The organism is Streptomyces sp. RK62 (assembly GCF_018070255.1).
GTDB lineage: Bacteria > Actinomycetota > Actinomycetes > Streptomycetales > Streptomycetaceae > Streptomyces > Streptomyces nigra.
On record NZ_JAGPYD010000004.1, the window covers coordinates 70,054 to 87,294 of the forward strand.

A 17,241-nucleotide genomic window follows, 5' to 3' on the forward strand; every position below is an offset into this window, starting at 1 on the left:
AGGCTCGCTCCGTGCCCTCGAAGAACGACCGCCCCGAGCAGGGCGACACGCCCAGCAAGTCCGAGCAGACCCGCGCGCTGATCCTGGAGACCGCCATGCGGCTGTTCCAGGAGCGCGGCTACGACAAGACGACGATGCGGGCGATCGCCCAGGAGGCCGGGGTCTCGGTCGGCAACGCGTACTACTACTTCGAGGGCAAGGAGCACCTGATCCAGGGCTTCTACGACCGGATCGCCGCCGAGCACCAGGCGGCGGTCCGGGACATCCTGGCCCGGGAGACGGATCTGGAGGCACGGCTCGCGGGCGTGCTGCGGGCCTGGCTGGACATCGCCACGCCGTACCACGAGTTCGCGGTGCAGTTCTTCAAGAACGCCGCCGACCCCGACAGCCCGCTCAGCCCCTTCTCACAGGAGTCCGAGCACGCGCGCCAGGAGGCCATCAGCATCCACCGGCAGGTGCTGGCGGGCGCGACCCGGACGAAGGTCCCGGAGGAGCTGCGGGAGATCCTGCCCGAGCTGATGTGGCTCTCCCAGATGGGACTCGTCCTGTACTGGATCTTCGACCGGACCGAGGGCCGTGAGCGCAGCTACCGGCTCGCCGAGCGCGGCGCCCGGCTCACCGCGCGCGGGGTGTCGCTGGCCCGCTTCCGGGTGCTGCGCCCCCTGGTCCGCGAGGTGCACGACCTGTTCACGGACTTCCTGCCGGGCATGACCCGGATGATCCCGGACCCGGCGAAGGAGTCCCCGGGGGCGCCCGCGCGCGACGAGCGCCCCTGAGGGACCGCCGGGTCAGTTGACGGCGTCGACCTCGTCCCCGGTCAGTTCGACGTCGTGCACGAGCGGCCCGTCCCCCACGACCACGTGCGCGGCGCGCGACCCGTACGCCGGGGCGCTCGCCGCCAGCAGATACGTGCCCGGGCCGGGCACCGAGACGATGTACGACCCGTCGGCCAGGGACGTGACCCGGTCCAGCTGCCGGCCGCCCTTGCTGAGCAGTGTCACCGCCGCGCCGTCGACGGGCTCGCCGTCGGCGGTGAGGACGAAGCCGTGCACGACCGAGGTGGCGGACGGGCCGGCGGGCGCCGCCTCGGCCGGCGCGGGCTCCTCCGCCGGTTCGACGGCCAGATGCGGCAGCCGCTTCTCCATCCAGTCGGGCAGCCACCAGTTGGCCCTGCCGAGCAGATGCATCGCGGCCGGCACCAGCGCGGTGCGCAGGATGAAGGCGTCAAGGGCGACGGCCGCCGCGAGTCCGATGCCGGCCATCGCGCCCTCCATGTCGCCGCTCAGCACGAACGCGCCGAACACGCAGATCATGATGAGGGCGGCCGAGTTGATGACCCGGCTGGTCTCCGCGAGGCCGACGCGCACCGCGCGCGCGTTGTCCTTGGTGTGCACCCACTCCTCGTGCATCCGGCTCACCAGGAACACCTGGTAGTCCATGGACAGGCCGAACAGCAGCGAGAGCATGATGACCGGCAGGAACGAGGTGATCGGGCCCTCCTTGCCGACGCCGATCAGCTCGGTGCCCCAGCCCCACTGGAAGATCGCCACCAGCACGCCGAAGGACGCGGCGGCCGCGATCAGGTTCATCAGGGCGGCGGTCAGCGGCACCACCAGCGAGCGGAACGCGACCAGCAGGAGCAGGAAGCCGAGCGCGATGATCGTCGCCACGAAGTACGGCAGCCGGTCGCCGGTCACCGCCGCGAAGTCCTTGAACACGGCCGTCACCCCGCCCACATGGGCCTCGGCACCCGACTGCGGGATCACGTCGTCCCGCAGCCGGTCGATCAGCGCGTCGGTCTCCTCGGACTGCGGTGAGGTGTCCGGCACGACCTGGATCACGGTGACCCCGTTGGCGGGCGGGACGGCCGCGACCTGCGCGACACCCTCGGTGGAGCGGATGCCCTCGACCAGGCCGGCGGGCGCGTCCCCGTCGACGACGACCTGGAGCGGGCCGTTGAAGCCGGGCCCGAAGCCCTCGGCGAGCAGGTCGTAGGCCTGCCGGGTGGTCGTGGACTCCTGGTGGTTGCCCTGGTCCGTGGCGCCCAGCCGCAGCGACAGCACGGGGATCGCGAGGACCGCCATGACGACGACGGCCATCGCGACGACCGGGCGCGGGCGCCGCTGCACGAACGCCGACCAGCGCGCCGCGAGCCCGCTGGTCTCCGCGGGCTCCGGTCCGGCCGCGGCGAGCCGGGCGCGCTGCCGGCGGCTGAGCACCCGCATGCCGAGCAGTCCGAGCAGGGCCGGCAGCAGGGTGATCGCGGCCAGCACGCTCAGGACGACGGTGAGCGAGGTCGCGACGACCACGCCGTCCAGGAAGCGCATGTTCATCACGAGCATCCCGGCGAGGGCGATGCACACGGTGCCGCCCGCGAACAGCACCGCCCGCCCCGAGGTGTTGAGGGCGGTCACGGCCGCCTCCTCCGGCTTCATCCCGCGCAGGATGCCGCGCCGGTGCCGGGTGACGATGAACAGGGCGTAGTCGATGCCGACGCCGAGGCCGATCAGGGAGCCGAGCAGCGGGGCCACCTCGGGCACGTCGGTGACGTGGCTCATCAGCATCGTGGCGATCATTCCGGTGCCGACGCCCGCGACGGCCACGACGATCGGCAGCAGCATCGCGAACAGCGAGCCGAACGCGAGGAACAGCACGACGGCGGCCGCGAGGATGCCGACGGCCTCCGCGGTGCCCTGCGGGGGCTCCTGGGTGCGGGCGATGGCCTGCCCGCCCAGCTCGACCGCCAGACCGTCCTGCTCGGCGGCCTGGGCGGTGTCCACGACGTCCTCGACGAGTTCCATGGGGACGGCGTTGGCCTGCTCGGTGAAGGTGACCTGCGCGTACGCGATCGTCCCGTCCCGGCTGATCTGCGCGGCCCCCCGCTCCGCGTACGGGTCGGTGACCTCGCCGACGCCCTTCATACGCCCGATCTCCTCGAGGGCGGGCTCGATCCGGGACCGTACGGACGCGTCCCGTACGGAACCCTCGTCCACCTTCCACACCACCGTGTCGGTGTCGCCGGCACGCTCCGGGAAGGCTTTCTCCATCAGGTCGTACGCGGTCGCCGAGTCGGTGTCCGGGAGGGAGAAGACGTCCGCATAGTTCGTGCCGGCCTGCGAGCTCGCCGTGCCCAGGCCGAACAGCGCCCCCAGCCAGAGCAGCAGGACCACCAGCCGGTGCCGATAGCACCACCGTGCCAATGCCGTCACGCTCAACGCTCCTTAGTCGGTCGGATGGTCCCCCAGGTCCTGCGCAACAGCATTGGGTGTGCGCCCGCCCGCGCGGCAGCCGACCGCCATGACTCTCAAGGAACTCCAAAGACGGAACCGGCCCCGACGCACGCGAGCCCACAGATACTGGGGGCATGACGACGGCTTCAGGCACCGTGCTGGTCGTGGAGGACGAGGAGAGCATCGCCGACGTCCTCGGGATCGCCCTGCGCTACCACCGGTTCGAGGTGATGACGGCGGGAACCGTCCGCGACGCGCTCGCCCTCACCGAGCGCACCCGCCCGGACGTGGCGCTGCTCGACGTCATGCTCCCGGACGGCGACGGCCGCGCCCTCGGCCGTGAACTGCGGCGCAGTCGGCCCGATCTGGCCCTGGTCTTCCTCACCGCGCGCGACGCGCCCGCCGAGATCGTCGGCGCCCTCGGCTTCGGCGACGACTACATCACCAAGCCGTTCGACGTGGACGTGGTCGTCGCCCGGATCACGGCGGTGCTGCGCCGCACCCGCCCGGCCGACGTCCTGCCCCAGCGCCCGCCGCTGCGCTACGGCGACCTGGAGCTGGACGAGACGACGTACTCGGTGCACCGCGCGGGCCGTACGGTCGAACTCACCCCGACCGAGTACGCGTTGCTGCGCTTCCTGGTGCGCAACGGCGGACGGGTCGTCCCCAAGGAGCAACTCCTGCGCCATGTCTGGCAGTACGAGCACACCCCGCCGGAGTCGACCGTCGTCGAGACGTACATCAGCTATCTGCGGCGCAAGCTGGACACCCTGGGGCCCCCGGTGATCACCACCCGGCGCGGCGTCGGATACGGGCTGGCATGAGGGCCCGGCACCTGCTGCAGCGGTGCCGGATCCGCGGCATACGCTCGCTGCGCGGCAAGCTGACCCTGGTGAACGTCGCGCTGCTGGCCGCGGGCATCGTCGTCGCGACCGCCGTCAGCCTGATGACCGCGCGGTTCTATCTGCTCGACAAGGTCGACACCGAGCTGAAGAGTGCCCGCGGCACGCTCAGCCAGGCCGGGTTCACGCTGCGCCAGATCGAGTCGCTGAGCGAACTGGGCATCGCCCTGGACAAGTTCAGCGGTGGCGGCGCCACCGACACCGACCCGCTGCCCGGTCCGTCCATGGTGTACGTCGCCGTTGGCGCCACCGGGGAGCCGGTCGCCCTGGGCCCGCTGCGGCCGACGGCCCGCCAGCACGCCCTCGCCTCCGCCGTCGACGATCCGCGGGCGCTGGCCGCCGACGAGGAGCCGCGGGACGTCACGGTCGAGGGCGAGCGCTACCGAATGGCCGGGGCCCGGCTGGCGGACGGCACCGTCGTCCTGGTCGCCGTGCCCACCGAGGGGCTGCACGAGGGCATGGGCAAGGCGCTCAAGATGGATCTGGCCGTCGGCACCGGTCTGCTGGCCCTGCTCGTCTGCCTGACGATGTTCAGCGTGCGCCGGCGGCTGCGGCCGCTGGAGGACATGGTGGAGACGTCGTCGGCCATCGCCGAGGGCGATCTGACCCGCCGGGTCCCCTCCAGCGGCAACGCCACCCTGGAGGTCGAGCAGCTTCGGCTGGCCCTGAACTCGATGCTGCACCAGGTGGAGTCCGCGTACCGCACCCGCGAGCGCAGCGCGGCCCAGCTGCGGCGCTTCGTCGGGGACGCCTCGCACGAGCTGCGCACCCCGCTGTCCGCGATCCGCGGCTATCTCCAGCTGTACGACAAGGGGATGCTTCCGGACCAGGCCGAACGCAAACGGGTCTGGGACCGGATGAACGGCGAGGTGGACCGGATGGGCCGGCTCGTCGACGAACTGCTCACCCTGGCCCGCCTCGACCAGCGGCCCGCCCTGCGGTTCCGCAACGTGGACCTGAGCCGGCTGGTGCGGGAGGCGGCGGAGGATCTGCGGGTGCAGCAGCCCGAACGGCCGCTGACGGTCGGCGCCGAGGGTTCGCTCCTGGTGCACGCCGACGAGTCGGGGCTGCGTCAGGTGCTGGGCAATCTGCTGAGCAACGTCCGCGTCCACACGCCCGCCGACGTACCGGTGCGGCTGGAGGTGGAGCGGGACGACACGGCCGTACGGCTGTGTGTCACCGACCGGGGGCCTGGGCTGTGCGAGGAGGACGCGGCCCGGGTCTTCGACCGGTTCTTCCGGGCCGGCGGGGGCGCCGGCAGCGGTCTCGGCATGGCGATCGTGCAGGGCGTGGTGGAGGCGCACGGCGGGGAGGTCGCCGTGCGGACGGCCCCCGGTGAGGGGCTGGCCGTCACGGTGACCCTGCCGGCGCCGGCGGTGTCCGCGTCCTGACACCGCCGGCGGGGCGTCGCCCGCGTCAGATCCAACCGAGGCTCCACAGCCGGAACACGCCGGTGCCGTCGGAGAGGTACTGTCCGCCGCCGACGTCCTCGGTGGTGACGACGTACTCCTTGGCCTGCCACAGCGGGATCACCGGCACGTCCCGGGCGACCGCCTCCTGCATGTCGCGGAAGTCCCGGGTGGCCTGGGCGCGGTCGGCGTACTGCTGGCTGGCGGTGATCAGCCGGTCGACCGTCTTGTCGCTGTACCCGGTGTTCATGGTGCCCTTGGTGCCGACGAGGGGGCCGCCGTAGGTGTCCGGGTCCGGGAAGTCGGCGACCCAGCCGACCGCGTAGGCGTCGAGCTTGCCGCCCGCCCAGCGCTTCTGGAAGTCGGTCCACTCGTAGCCCTTGACGTCGACCTTGAACAGGCCGCTCGCCTCCAGTTGCTGCTTGATCTCCTCGGCCTCCTCGGCGCCGGAGCCGCGGCCGGTGGCGTAGCCGTAGGTGAAGCGCACCGGCAGGCTGATCCCGGCGTTCTGCAGCAGGGCCCTCGCCTTCGCGGTGCTCTGCTTCGGGTAGGCGTCGAAGAACGAGGTGGTGTGGCCGGTGATCCCGGTCGGGATCAGCGAGTACAGCGGGTCGACGGTCCCCTTGTAGACGGTGGCGGCCAGCTTCTCGCGGTCCATCAGCCACGCCATGGCCTTGCGCACCCGCGCATCGTGCAGCGGGGAGGAGGCGCGGGTGTTGAGGTACAGATTGCGGACCTCGGAGCTGTCGGCCTCCGAGACGCGCTGGTCGGTGTCGGCGGCGTTGAGGCCGGCGAGGACGCGGGGCGGCAGGGTGCGTGTGGCCACGTCGATCCGCCGGTCGTTCCAGGCGTCGCCCAGGGCGTTCGCGTCGGAGTAGTAGCGCAGTTCGACCGGGCTGCCCGTGCCGTCGACGGCCCCCTTGTAGCGGGGGTTGGGGTCGAGCTGGGCCTGCTTGCCCTCGCTGTAGCCGGACAACGTGTACGGGCCGGTGCCGTCGACGGAAGTCCCGGTGCGCAGCTCGCCCGCCGGGTACTTCTCCCGGTCGACGATGGCGGCCGCGCCGGTGGCCACCTTCAGCGGGAACGTGGCGTCCGGCGACGACAGCCGGAAGGTGACCGTACGGCCGCTCGCGCGCACCGAGCCGAGCGTGTCCAGCAACGAGGCCGGGCCGACGTCCGAGTTGATCCGCTTGACCCGGTCGAAGGAGAACTTGACGTCCTCCGCGGTCATCGTGCGGCCGCTCGGGAACGTCAGGCCCTCGCGCAGCTCGCAGCGGTAGCTCCGCAGGCCGTCGCCGACCCAGCCGCAGCTCTCGGCGGCGTCCGGGACGGGTGTGACGCCGCCCGCCTCGAAGGTCATCAGTGACTGGAAGACGTTGCTGAACAACGCCCAGGAGCCGGCGTCGTAGGCGCCGGCCGGGTCGAGCGAGGTGACGGCGTCCGTCGTGCCGACCGTGATGGTTCTGTCCTGGTTCTGCCGGGACGGCAGCAGCTGCCAGCCCCCCACTCCCACGGCCGCCAGTACCAGCAGCGTCGCGAGAATCCGCATGCGAACCGTACGCATGGGTGTGCCCTCTCCCCAGGCCCCTCAGGGCCCCCGCATGAGCTGAACAATTCACGCCACTCCCCTAAGCGGCGGGCACACCTAACCACACGGATTTCAGCGGGCGGAAGGGGATTCTGGGGACATGAGAAAGATCTTACCTACGGGCGATTCCAGCAGGTTTCACAATCCGGTCACTCGGCGGGCACGCGCGGGTCACGCCTGACGGGACGCCAGCTGGATCACGGTAATGTCGGAGGGGGCGCCCACGCGGGTGGGCGGACCCCAGGCGCCCGCGCCCCGGCTGACGTACAGCTGGGTGTCGCCGTAGCGCTCCAGACCGGCCACCGTGGGGTTGGCCAGCTCGGCGACGAGGCTGCCCGGCCAGAGCTGGCCGCCGTGGGTGTGCCCGGAGAGCTGGAGGTCGACGCCATGGTCGACGGCGTCATGGATCTGGACCGGCTGGTGGGCGAGGAGCACGCACGCGCGTGCCCGGTCACGGTCGCCGAGCGCCCGGGCGAAGTCGGGGCCCTGGCCCTCGTCCTCGCCGGCCACGTCGTTGACGCCGGCCAGGTCGAAGTGGGGCAGTTCCGTACGGGCGTTCTCCAGGGGGCGCAGGCCCAGCCGGCGCACCTCCTGGACCCACTGCCCGGCGCCCGAGAAGTACTCGTGGTTGCCGGTGACGAAGAAGCTGCCGTCGCGCGCGCGGAGTTGCGCGAGCGGCGCGGCGGCCGGGCCGAGGTCGTGGACGCTGCCGTCCACCAGGTCACCGACGACGGCGATGAGGTCGGGCTGGGTGCCGTTGATCGTGTCGACGACCTTCTGCGCGAAGCCTCGGCCCAGCACGGGGCTGAGGTGGATGTCGCTGACGACGGCGATCCGGTAACCGTGCGCCGCCCGCGGGAGCTTGGCCAGCGGGACGGTGACCCGCTTCACGCCTGGGCCGCGCAGCACGCTGTGGGTGCCGTAGCCGACGGTGCCGACGGCGGCCGCCGCGGCGGTGCCGGCGACCACGCGCGAGACGAACAGGCGCCGGGTCAGGTCCGGGCGGGAGCCGCCGGAGTCACCGGCGCCCGGGGTGGGGGCGGCCGGGGGCGGGTCGGCGGTGAGCGCCGCCGTGCGACCCGGGGCGGCGGACGGGCCGCCGTGAGCGCGCGGGCCGGCCGTCGCGGTGGCCGGGGCGGCGGACGCGGCGGTGCCCGGCTCCGGACGCGGCGCGGGCTCACCGGCGCCCGCGCGGCGGTCGAGCAGGCGGCGCAGCAGCGGCCGGACGAGCTCGCCGGCCAGCAGGAACAGCAGCAGGTACAGCGACAGGGCCAGCCACAGGAAGCCCGGCCAGGCCAGGATCCGCTGGAGCAGGAAAGGCGCGCCCGCGCGCTCGGCGACCAGGGCGCCGACGGTGAGCGCCCAGCCGCCGGCGATGACGACCACACCCGCGCGGCGCACGGCCCCGGGGGCGCGCGTCGTGTCGCGGAAGAGGCGCCGCCACACCCACCAGTTGCCCGTCACCAGGACGGACAGCACGAGCAGTGCGACGAGCACGAAGACGATGACCACGCCGGCGTTCCCTTTCCCTTGCGTGCCGGGTCAACGTCCGGCCCGGTGGCCGAGTTCCTATGACGTCCGGCGCAGTGCGCGCACTCCGCGCAACCCGATGGCCCCGACGACCGTCCCCAGTACGAAGGAGACGACGGCGAGCAGCAGATGCACCCAGAAGTACGCCGTGGGGTCTCCGTCCTCGAACGCGAGCCCGCTGCTGTCCTTGATCAGGTTTTTGACGAAAGTGACCCAGATGACCCAGCTCCACACTCCGAAGGCGAGCAGGAACCAGGAGACGGGGCGGCTGAGCTTCATGTCCTCAGTATCGCCGTCCCCCGTCGGGTGCGCGGAGCGGGGTGGGGGCGGGGGCGGGACTTCCATGGGAGCGCCCTGTACGTTTCCGCTCGTGCCCGCACCTACGAAGACCGCCAGGCGTGGCCTGCTGGTCGCCTCCGCCGTCCTGTCGTCCCTCGCGCTGACCGCGCCCGTCGCCCACGCGGCCCCCCGGCCGTCGCCGAGCACGAGCCCGTCGGCCACTCCCCCGGCGGACATGTCGACCGTGGGCGGGGCGCAACTGGGCCGCCCGGGCACCCAGGTGAACCTGGCGGGCGACGCCCCCGTCCTGCCGAAGGACCTGTCGGCGCGCTCCTGGATCGTCGCCGACGCCGAGTCCGGCGATGTGCTCGCGGCGCACAACGCGCACTGGCGGCTGGCCCCGGCGAGCACCCTGAAGATGCTGTTCGCCGACACCGTGCTGCCGCGCTTCCCGAAGGACACCGAGCACAAGGTGGCCGTGTCCGACCTGGCCGGCGTCGGCGCCGGCTCCAGCGTGGTCGGCATAAAGGAGAACGAGACGTACAAGGTGCACGATCTGTGGCTCGGCGTCTTCCTGGCGTCCGGCAACGACGCAGTGCACGTGCTGTCCGCGATGAACGGCGGCGTCGACAAGACGGTGCGGGAGATGAACGAGCACGCCGAGGAGCTCCAGGCCCTCGACACCCATGTGGTCTCCCCCGACGGCTACGACGCCCCGGGCCAGGTCTCGTCGGCGTACGACCTGACGCTGTTCGCGCGCTCCGGGCTGCAGAAGAAGGACTTCCGGGAGTACAGCTCGACGGTCCGGACGAAGTTCCCGGGCGCGACGAAGAAGAGCAAGGGCAAGTCGGTGCGCGGGTCCTTCGAGATCCAGAACACCAACCGGCTGCTGCGCGGCGACTCGGACATCTCCGTCTATCCGGGCATCGCCGGGGTGAAGAACGGTTACACCACCAACGCCGGTCACACCTTCACCGGTGTCGCCGAGCGCGACGGCAAGGTGCTGCTGGTCACGGTCATGAACCCGGAGAAGCAGGAGCACAACGAGGTCTACAAGGAGTCCGCGCGGCTGCTGGACTGGGGCTTCGAGGCGGCCGGCAAGGTGCAGCCGGTGGGTGAGCTGGTGCCGCCCAAGAGCGCCCAGGCGAGCGCGCAGCCGGGTACGGGCACGTCCGGGGAGGCCGGGGGCGCCAAGGGCGCGGAGAAGTCCTCGAAGCCTGCCGTGGGCGCCTCCGCGGCGAGCGGGTCGGGCGGCATGGGGGTCGCGCTCGGGATCGCCGCGGGTGTCCTCGCGCTGCTCGGCGCGGGCGTCTTCCTGGTCAACCGCCGGTGGCCGCTGCCCGACCTGGTGCGCCGCCGGGGCCGTTCCTGATCGTGCCGTCGGACGGGTCCGGGCCGCGGGAGGTCTCCGGTGCCGCGGACCCGTCCCCCAGCTCGGTCTCCTTGCTGCCCGTCGCCGTCCAGGCCGCGCAGAACACGACGAGTTTCGATGTGAAGTTGATCCAGAGCAGCAGGGCGACGGGCACCCCGAACGCGCCGTACATGCTCTTCGTGGCGACGCCCTGGATATAGCCGCTGAGCAGCAGTTTCAGCAGTTCGAAGCCGATCGCGCCGATCAGGGCGGCCACCAGCAGCCGGCGGCGCGGCGGTTCGACGCCCGGCAGCAGCGTCAGCACGTACAGCAGGACGAGGAAGCCGGCGAGCACCGCGACCAGGAACGCGGCGGCCCGCAGCAGGACCCCGCCCCAGCCGCCCTCGTCGACGCCGAGCTGACGGGTCGTCCAGCCGACGGCGGCGGAGGCCACGGTGGACGCGAGGATCGTCACCAGGATCGCGCCGCCCAGGCCGACCAGGACACCGGCGTCCTTCACCTTGTGCAGGAGGGGGTTCTCCTCCTCGTCGGGCAGCTCCCACACCGCGCGCAGGCACTCGCGCACCGAGCCGACCCAGCTGATGCCGGTGAGCAGCAGGGCGGCGCCGGCGATGAGCCCGACGGTGCCGGCGTTCTGCACCAGGGCGTCGATGTCGAGCTGGTCGGAGATGCCGGGGACCTGCTCGGCCAGCTTGTCCTGGAGCTTGTCCTGCTGCTCCTTGCCGAGCGTGGCGGCCGCGACCGCCGCGGCCACGGTGAGCAGCGGGAACAGCGCGACGAAGCTCACGAACGTCATCGCCGCCGCCAGCCGCGTCCATTTCACCCGGTCGAGGCGCTCGTACGACCGCCACGCGTGCGTGGTCATCAGCCGGGCCACCCAGGGGCCCACGACGGGGAGCTTTCTCAGCCAGTCCACGATCCGACTCTCCCCTCCGCACGGAACACCCATGTCCGTGTGCCCCAGAACCGCAGGACCGTAGCCAGCGACATGCCGACGACCGCCCCCGAGACGGTGTCGGCGCGCTGGGAGGTGAACCCGAGGCCGTAGTGGCTCACGGCCAGGCAGAGCAGCTGGACGGCCGCCCCGGCGGTGTTCACCAGGAGGAAGGCGGCGTAGGGGCGCGGTCCGCGCGGCCGGGTGTGCCGGTAGGTGCCGAGGGCGTTCCCGGCGTAGGCGACCGTGCAGCCGGCGAGGAAGGACAGCCCCTTGGCGGTGAGCGGACCGAGGCCGGCGGGGCCGCGCAGGGCGGTGAACAGGGCGAGGTCGACGGCGTAGGCGGCGAGCCCGGCGGCGGCGAAGCCCAGGATCTCGCGGCGGTGGGGCCGACCCCTCACCAATTGGCCACCGCCAGCGCGTACATCGTCATCCACACCGCCCCGATGACCGCCAGGGCCCGGTCGCGCAGGACCACCTCCTCGGGCTCGCCCGCCGTGCCCCGGTCGGCGAACACGGCGTACCGCAGGATCGCGAGGACGAAGGCGACCATGGACAGCTGGCGCCAGGGCAGCACGCTGGTGTGCGGCACCCCGCCCTCCTCCAAGGCCCACAGGCAGTACCCGAGCACGGCGACACCGGCCGCGAGCTGCCAGACGAAGCGCAGATAGCCGGGGGTGTACTCGGTGAGCAGCGCGCGCGTGGCGCCCGCCTTCCCGGCCATCTGGACGGCCTCGGAGTAGCGCTTGGCCGCCACCATGAACAGCGCCCCGAACCCGGTCGTGATGAGGAACCAGCGCGACAGCGGGATGCCGAGCGCGAGCCCGCCCGCCACGGCCCGCATCAGGAAGCCGGTGGTGACGATCACGAGGTCGACGACGAGGACGTGCTTGAGGCGGACGCAGTACGCCAGTTGCATGGCGAGGTAGGCCACCAGCAGGGCGGCGACGGCCGGTGCGGTCAGCCAGGCGGCGAGGGCGGGCGCGAGGACCGCGAGGAGCCCGCCTGTGACGTACGCGACGGGGACGGGGACCTGTCCGGCGGCGACCGGGCGGTGGCGCTTGGTGGGGTGGGCGCGGTCCGCCTCGGCGTCGCGGGCGTCGTTGACCAGGTAGACGGCTGCCGCGCACGCGGTGAAGAGCGCGAAGACGAGCGCGAGTTGGGTCAGGGCGTGTGCGGAGAAGAGCCGGCCGGCGGCGGCCGGGGCCGCGACGACCAGGACGTTCTTGACCCACTGCTTGGGGCGTGCGGTCCTGAGCAGGCCCTTCGCCATGACGCCCGGGCCGCGTCCGCCGGCCGGGGGTTCCGTCCGGGGCGCCGCCCTGCGCTGCTCGTGGAGCGTCGCGTCCCCGGCGCGCGCGGCGCTCGTCAGGGGCCCCGCCTCAGGCATGGACGCCTCCCGGGCCCATCCAGCGCGACCCGAGACGTGCCGTGAGCGCGCCGAGGGCGGCGCCCGCGGCCACGTCCGACGGGTAGTGCACACCGACGACGAGACGGGACACGCACATGGCGGCGGCGAGCGGCGCGATCGCGGGCGCGCCGAGCGCCCCGAAGGCGACGGCCGCGGCGGTGGCGGAGGCGGCGTGGGAGCTGGGGAAGGAGTGCCGGCCCGCGGTGCGCACGAGCGGTTCGACGTGTGCGGGGCGCGGGCGGCGCACGATCCGCTTGACCGCCATGCTGACGAGGTGGGCGCCGGCCGTGAGCGCCGTGCCGCGCAGCCAGGCGCCGCGCCCCCCGCCGTCCACGGCGGCTCCCGTCAGCCCCGCCGCCAGCCACAGCGCGCCGTGTTCGCCCGTCCAGGACAGGGCGCGGGCGGCGGCCGCGACCCGCGGGTCGCGGGCTCGGGCGTGCAGGGCGGTGAGGATGCGGTGGTCCGCGCCCCGAAGGCCTGGCCGATCGATGGCGTCGAGGTGGTCCATGTGGACCCACTGTTCACGCCCACGAGCCCGCGATTACGGCAATATTGAGCGACATCCCATTAATCACCCATTTCGGGGAGGGCTGGGATGTTTCAGAAGTAATGCCGCACAAGCGGGCGCTACGGTCGCCGACATGTCTGCCGAGACCGTCTCCGTCACGGGATGGGGCCGTACCGCCCCCACCACGTCCGTGCTGATCCGTCCCCGGACCTACGAGGAGGCCGTGGCCGCGGTCCGCGGCTGCGGGGCACGCGGCGGCATCGCGCGGGGCCTGGGGCGGGCGTACGGGGACGCGGCGCAGAACGCCGGGGGCACGGTCCTCGACATGACCGGCCTGGACCGGGTGCACGCCGTCGACGCGGCGGGCGGGGTGGTGTCGTGCGACGCGGGCGTCTCCCTGCACCGGCTCATGGAGGTCCTGCTGCCGCTCGGCTGGTTCGTGCCCGTCACGCCCGGGACCCGCTATGTGACGGTCGGCGGCGCGATCGGCGCCGACATCCACGGCAAGAACCACCATGTGTCCGGCTCCTTCTCGCGGCACGTCCTGTCGCTGGAACTCCTCACCGCCGACGGCGAGATCCACACGGTCCCCCGCGGCACCCCCCTGTTCGACGCCACCACCGGCGGCATGGGCCTGACCGGCGTGATCCTCACCGCCACCCTGCAACTCCAGCCCGTGCAGACATCCCTGATGACGGTCGACACCGAGCGGGCCCGGGACCTGGACGACCTGATGGCCCGTATGACGGCCACCGACGACCTCTACCGCTACTCGGTCGCCTGGATCGATCTGCTGGCGCGCGGCACGGCGACCGGACGCGCGGTCCTCACCCGCGGCGACCACGCCCCCCTGGAGGCGCTGCCGAAGGGCACGCGCGCGCGGAGGCGGCCGCTGGCCTTCCGGCCCGCCCGGCTGCCCGCCGTCCCCGCCGTGCTGCCCGAGGGGCTGCTGAGCCGCCGTACGGTCGGCTGGTTCAACGAGTTCTGGTACCGCAGGGCGCCCCGCGCGCGGACCGGAGAGCTCCAGACGCTGTCCGCGTTCTTCCACCCGCTGGACGGCGTTCCGCACTGGAACCGGATCTACGGCCGGGGCGGCTTCGTGCAGTACCAGTTCACGGTCGGGCACGGCCGGGAGGACACCCTGCGCACGATCGTGCGGCGGCTGTCCGAGCACCGCTGCCCGTCGTTCCTGGCCGTCCTCAAACGGTTCGGGGACGGCGACCCGGGCTGGCTGTCCTTCCCGCAGCCCGGCTGGACCCTGGCCCTGGACATCCCGGCCTCGCTGCCCGGCCTGGGCGCCCTCCTGGACACGCTGGACGAGGACGTGGCCGCGGCCGGCGGACGCGTCTACCTCGCCAAGGACTCCCGGCTGCGGCCCGAGCTGCTCGCCGCGATGTACCCGCGCCTCGACGACTTCCGCGCACTGCGCGCCCGCCTGGACCCCCGCGGCCTGTTCGTCTCGGACCTGGCCCGCCGCCTCGACCTCTAGCCACTGTCCCTCAACCTTCAAGGAGCTGTTGTGAAGGACGCCTTCGGCATTCCCCAGTCCCTGCTCGTCCTCGGCGGCACATCCGAGATCGCGCTGGCCACCGCCCGCCGGCTGATCACCCGCCGCACCCGTACGGTCTGGCTCGCGGGCCGCCCCTCGCCCGCCCTGGACCGGTCCGCCGACGAACTGCGCGCCCTGGGCGCCGACGTGCGCACGGTCGCCTTCGACGCGCTCGACCCCGAGTCCCACGAGGCGGTGCTCGGCAAGGTGTTCGCCGAGGGCGACATCGACATGGTGCTGCTCGCCTTCGGCATCCTCGGCGACCAGGCGCGCGACGAGCGCGAGCCGCTGAACGCGGTCCGGGTCGCCCAGACCAACTACACCGGTGCCGTGTCCGCCGCCCTGGTCAGCGCCTGCGCCCTGCAGTCCCAGGGGCACGGCTCGCTGGTCGTGCTGTCCTCGGTGGCCGGCGAGCGGGCGCGCCGCGCCAACTTCATCTACGGCTCCAGCAAGGCCGGCCTGGACGCCTTCACCCAGGGCCTGGGCGACGCGCTGCACGGCACCGGCGTGCACGTCATGGTCGTACGCCCCGGGTTCGTGCGCTCGAGGATGACCGCCGGCCGCGAGGAGGCGCCGTTCGCGACGACCCCGGAGGCGGTCGCCACGGCGATCGAGGTGGGGCTGCGGCGGCGCTCGGAGACGGTGTGGGTGCCGGGCGCGCTCCGGGTGGTGATGTCGGCGCTGCGGCACGTCCCGCGCGCGATGTTCCGCCGGCTGCCGGTGTGAGGACGGTGACGGCTACGTGGCCGGGATGGAGCCGCGCTCGACGTGTCCGGCCTGCGGGGGCACCACCGGGCCGCCGAAGGTGAAGTCCCGCAGCTTGCGCCAGACGCCGTCGGCGCCCTGCTCGTACAGGGCGAAGCCGGTGCAGGGCCACTCGGCCCGGTAGTCGGCCAGCTCCTCGAACGCGCGGTCCATCGACTCCTCGTCGATGCCGTGCGCGACGGTCACATGCGGGTGGTACGGGAACTGCAGCTCGCGCGCGACGGGCCCCGAGGCGTCCCGGACCTGCTTCTGCAGCCAGGTGCAGGCCTCGGCGCCCTCGACGACCTGGACGAAGACGACCGGCGACAGCGGCCGGAAGGTCCCCGTGCCGGACAGTCGCATCGGGAAGGGGCGCCCGGCGGCCGCGACCTCCACGAGGTGCGCCTCGATCGCGGGCAGCAGCGAGGAGTCGACCTCGGTCGGCGGCAGCAGCGTGACATGCGTGGGGATGCCGTGAGCCGCGGCGTCGCCGAAGCCCGCGCGCCGCTCCTGGAGCAGGCTGCCGTGAGGCTCCGGGACCGCGATCGACACACCGATCGTTACGGTCCCCACGTCGTCTCCTGTCGTTCGTCGGTGAGTCCGCCGTCGCGGAGCTCGTGCCCGTCGGGTGGGCGCGGGTGCCGGCCGATGCCGTCACCCGCTATCGACTGTACGGCCACGGCCCCGCCGCGGGCAGGCGCAACCGAAGTGATGTGCAGCGCTGTGCGGTGGTGCGTCCGGCGCACCCCCGTCTCCGCCGCCCGCGGTCGGGCGGGGTCAGTGCTTGGCGGGCAGGAAGCCCACGCTGTCGTACGCCTGGGAGAGCGTCTCCGCGGCGACGGCGCGCGCCTTCTCCGCCCCCTTGGCCAGGATCGAGTCGAGCGTCTCCGGGTCGTCCAGATACTGCTGGGTGCGCTCCCGGAAGGGCGTCACGAACTCGACCATGACCTCGGCGAGGTCCGTCTTGAGCGCACCGTAGCCCTTGCCGTCGTACTTCTGCTCCAGTTCATCGATTCCTGCACCCGTGAGGGTCGAGTAGATGGTCAGGAGGTTGCTGACGCCCGGCTTGTTCTCGGCGTCGAAGCGGACGACGGTGTCGGTGTCGGTGACGGCGCTCTTGACCTTCTTGGCGGTGGCCTTCGGCTCGTCCAGGAGGTTGATCAGGCCCTTCGGCGTGGACGCCGACTTGCTCATCTTGATCGACGGGTCCTGGAGGTCGTAGATCTTCGCCGTCTCCTTCAGGATGTACGGCTTCGGGAGCGTGAAGGTCTCGCCGAAGCGGCCGTTGAAGCGCGTGGCGAGGTCACGGGTGAGCTCGATGTGCTGGCGCTGGTCCTCGCCGACGGGGACCTCGTTGGCCTGGTACAGCAGGATGTCCGCGACCTGGAGGATCGGGTACGTGAACAGGCCGACGGAGGCCCGGTCGGCGCCCTGCTTGGCGGACTTGTCCTTGAACTGGGTCATGCGGGAGGCCTCGCCGAAGCCGGTGAGGCAGTTCATGACCCAGGCCAGCTGGGCGTGCTCGGGCACATGGCTCTGCACGAACAGCGTGCACCGCTCGGGGTCGAGCCCGGCGGCCAGCAGCTGGGCGGCGGCGAGCCGGGTGTTGGCGCGCAGCTCGGCCGGGTCCTGCGGGACCGTGATCGCGTGCAGGTCGACGACCATGTAGAACGCGTCGTGGGTCTCCTGGAGCGCCACCCACTGACGGACGGCGCCGAGGTAGTTGCCGAGGTGGAACGAACCCGCGGTCGGCTGGATCCCGGAGAGCACGCGCGGGCTGCCCGG

At 72.6% G+C, this 17,241-nt stretch carries 16 protein-coding genes; 6 read left to right on the forward strand and 10 right to left on the reverse strand.

Features of this window, described 5'->3' with window-relative positions; translation table 11 throughout:
* Positions 1-11: 11 nt before the first annotated feature.
* On the forward strand, positions 12-776 hold the full coding sequence (locus tag KBY32_RS09120; RefSeq protein WP_055621650.1) for a TetR/AcrR family transcriptional regulator: 765 nt from the start codon (positions 12-14) through the stop codon (positions 774-776).
* 12 nt (positions 777-788) lie between these two features.
* Here the strand turns inward: KBY32_RS09120 and KBY32_RS09125 are convergent, their stop codons facing one another.
* Entirely contained in the window at positions 789-3,200 is a 2,412-nt protein-coding gene (locus tag KBY32_RS09125; RefSeq protein ID WP_210979743.1) for an MMPL family transporter, read from the reverse strand.
* Positions 3,201-3,364: 164 nt separating this feature from the next.
* Here KBY32_RS09125 and KBY32_RS09130 point away from each other — a divergent pair, with 164 nt between their 5' ends.
* Both KBY32_RS09130 and KBY32_RS09135 read left to right on the forward strand, forming a co-directional pair.
* Positions 3,365-4,054 (forward strand): response regulator transcription factor, encoded by a 690-nt coding sequence (locus KBY32_RS09130; protein WP_115507640.1) that lies wholly within the window; start codon positions 3,365-3,367, stop codon positions 4,052-4,054.
* Entirely contained in the window at positions 4,051-5,523 is a 1,473-nt protein-coding gene (locus tag KBY32_RS09135) for a HAMP domain-containing sensor histidine kinase (RefSeq protein ID WP_055621647.1), read from the forward strand. Before KBY32_RS09130 ends, KBY32_RS09135 begins: the two co-directional genes overlap by 4 nt.
* A gap of 25 nt (positions 5,524-5,548) precedes the next feature.
* Here the strand turns inward: KBY32_RS09135 and KBY32_RS09140 are convergent, their stop codons facing one another.
* From KBY32_RS09140 to KBY32_RS09150, 3 genes are all read right to left on the reverse strand, one after another.
* Positions 5,549-7,105 (reverse strand): ABC transporter substrate-binding protein, encoded by a 1,557-nt coding sequence (locus KBY32_RS09140; protein ID WP_210979568.1) that lies wholly within the window; start codon positions 7,103-7,105, stop codon positions 5,549-5,551.
* A gap of 195 nt (positions 7,106-7,300) precedes the next feature.
* Positions 7,301-8,641 (reverse strand): metallophosphoesterase, encoded by a 1,341-nt coding sequence (locus KBY32_RS09145; protein ID WP_210979569.1) that lies wholly within the window; start codon positions 8,639-8,641, stop codon positions 7,301-7,303.
* 57 nt (positions 8,642-8,698) lie between these two features.
* Positions 8,699-8,938 (reverse strand): SCO4848 family membrane protein, encoded by a 240-nt coding sequence (locus tag KBY32_RS09150; RefSeq protein ID WP_055625315.1) that lies wholly within the window; start codon positions 8,936-8,938, stop codon positions 8,699-8,701.
* Positions 8,939-9,029: 91 nt separating this feature from the next.
* Here KBY32_RS09150 and KBY32_RS09155 point away from each other — a divergent pair, with 91 nt between their 5' ends.
* A complete protein-coding gene (locus tag KBY32_RS09155; protein WP_366897498.1) occupies positions 9,030-10,310 on the forward strand; it encodes a D-alanyl-D-alanine carboxypeptidase in 1,281 nt (426 codons plus the stop codon).
* Here KBY32_RS09155 and KBY32_RS09160 read toward each other — a convergent pair.
* The 4 genes from KBY32_RS09160 to KBY32_RS09175 are packed head-to-tail and all read right to left on the reverse strand — an operon-like array spanning position 10,258 to position 13,163.
* Complete coding sequence (locus KBY32_RS09160; RefSeq protein WP_308293686.1) at positions 10,258-11,226, reverse strand: YihY/virulence factor BrkB family protein; 969 nt, start codon at positions 11,224-11,226, stop codon at positions 10,258-10,260. The genes KBY32_RS09155 and KBY32_RS09160 overlap by 53 nt on opposite strands.
* Positions 11,214-11,648 carry a GtrA family protein gene (locus KBY32_RS09165; RefSeq protein WP_055625309.1) on the reverse strand — a complete coding sequence of 145 codons (435 nt, stop codon included), beginning with the start codon at positions 11,646-11,648 and terminating at the stop codon, positions 11,214-11,216. Before KBY32_RS09165 ends, KBY32_RS09160 begins: the two co-directional genes overlap by 13 nt.
* A complete protein-coding gene (locus tag KBY32_RS09170) occupies positions 11,642-12,634 on the reverse strand; it encodes a decaprenyl-phosphate phosphoribosyltransferase (protein WP_210979572.1) in 993 nt (330 codons plus the stop codon). Before KBY32_RS09170 ends, KBY32_RS09165 begins: the two co-directional genes overlap by 7 nt.
* Positions 12,627-13,163, reverse strand: a complete 537-nt coding sequence (locus KBY32_RS09175; protein ID WP_210979573.1) for a phosphatase PAP2 family protein — start codon at positions 13,161-13,163, stop codon at positions 12,627-12,629. Before KBY32_RS09175 ends, KBY32_RS09170 begins: the two co-directional genes overlap by 8 nt.
* A gap of 133 nt (positions 13,164-13,296) precedes the next feature.
* On the opposite strand from KBY32_RS09175, the gene KBY32_RS09180 reads away from it, so the two are divergent.
* Positions 13,297-14,652 (forward strand): FAD-binding oxidoreductase, encoded by a 1,356-nt coding sequence (locus tag KBY32_RS09180; RefSeq protein WP_210979574.1) that lies wholly within the window; start codon positions 13,297-13,299, stop codon positions 14,650-14,652.
* A gap of 30 nt (positions 14,653-14,682) precedes the next feature.
* Positions 14,683-15,438 (forward strand): decaprenylphospho-beta-D-erythro-pentofuranosid-2-ulose 2-reductase, encoded by a 756-nt coding sequence (locus KBY32_RS09185; RefSeq protein ID WP_210979575.1) that lies wholly within the window; start codon positions 14,683-14,685, stop codon positions 15,436-15,438.
* A gap of 12 nt (positions 15,439-15,450) precedes the next feature.
* Here the strand turns inward: KBY32_RS09185 and KBY32_RS09190 are convergent, their stop codons facing one another.
* Entirely contained in the window at positions 15,451-16,029 is a 579-nt protein-coding gene (locus tag KBY32_RS09190) for a 2'-5' RNA ligase family protein (RefSeq protein ID WP_055625304.1), read from the reverse strand.
* Positions 16,030-16,233: 204 nt separating this feature from the next.
* Positions 16,234-17,226 carry a tryptophan--tRNA ligase gene (trpS, locus tag KBY32_RS09195; protein WP_055625314.1) on the reverse strand — a complete coding sequence of 331 codons (993 nt, stop codon included), beginning with the start codon at positions 17,224-17,226 and terminating at the stop codon, positions 16,234-16,236.
* Between the last annotated feature and the right edge of the window lie 15 nt (positions 17,227-17,241).

Excerpts from the sequence above, each read along its gene's own strand:
- KBY32_RS09135 (WP_055621647.1), top strand. The coding sequence starts at position 4,051 with ATGAGGGCCCGGCACCTGCTGCAGCGGTGCCGGATCCGCGGCATACGC.
- KBY32_RS09170 (WP_210979572.1), bottom strand. The coding sequence starts at position 12,634 with ATGCCTGAGGCGGGGCCCCTGACGAGCGCCGCGCGCGCCGGGGACGCG.
- KBY32_RS09150 (WP_055625315.1), bottom strand. The coding sequence starts at position 8,938 with ATGAAGCTCAGCCGCCCCGTCTCCTGGTTCCTGCTCGCCTTCGGAGTG.
- KBY32_RS09130 (WP_115507640.1), top strand. The coding sequence starts at position 3,365 with ATGACGACGGCTTCAGGCACCGTGCTGGTCGTGGAGGACGAGGAGAGC.
- KBY32_RS09180 (WP_210979574.1), top strand. The coding sequence starts at position 13,297 with ATGTCTGCCGAGACCGTCTCCGTCACGGGATGGGGCCGTACCGCCCCC.
- KBY32_RS09175 (WP_210979573.1), bottom strand. The coding sequence starts at position 13,163 with ATGGACCACCTCGACGCCATCGATCGGCCAGGCCTTCGGGGCGCGGAC.
- KBY32_RS09140 (WP_210979568.1), bottom strand. The coding sequence starts at position 7,105 with ATGCGTACGGTTCGCATGCGGATTCTCGCGACGCTGCTGGTACTGGCG.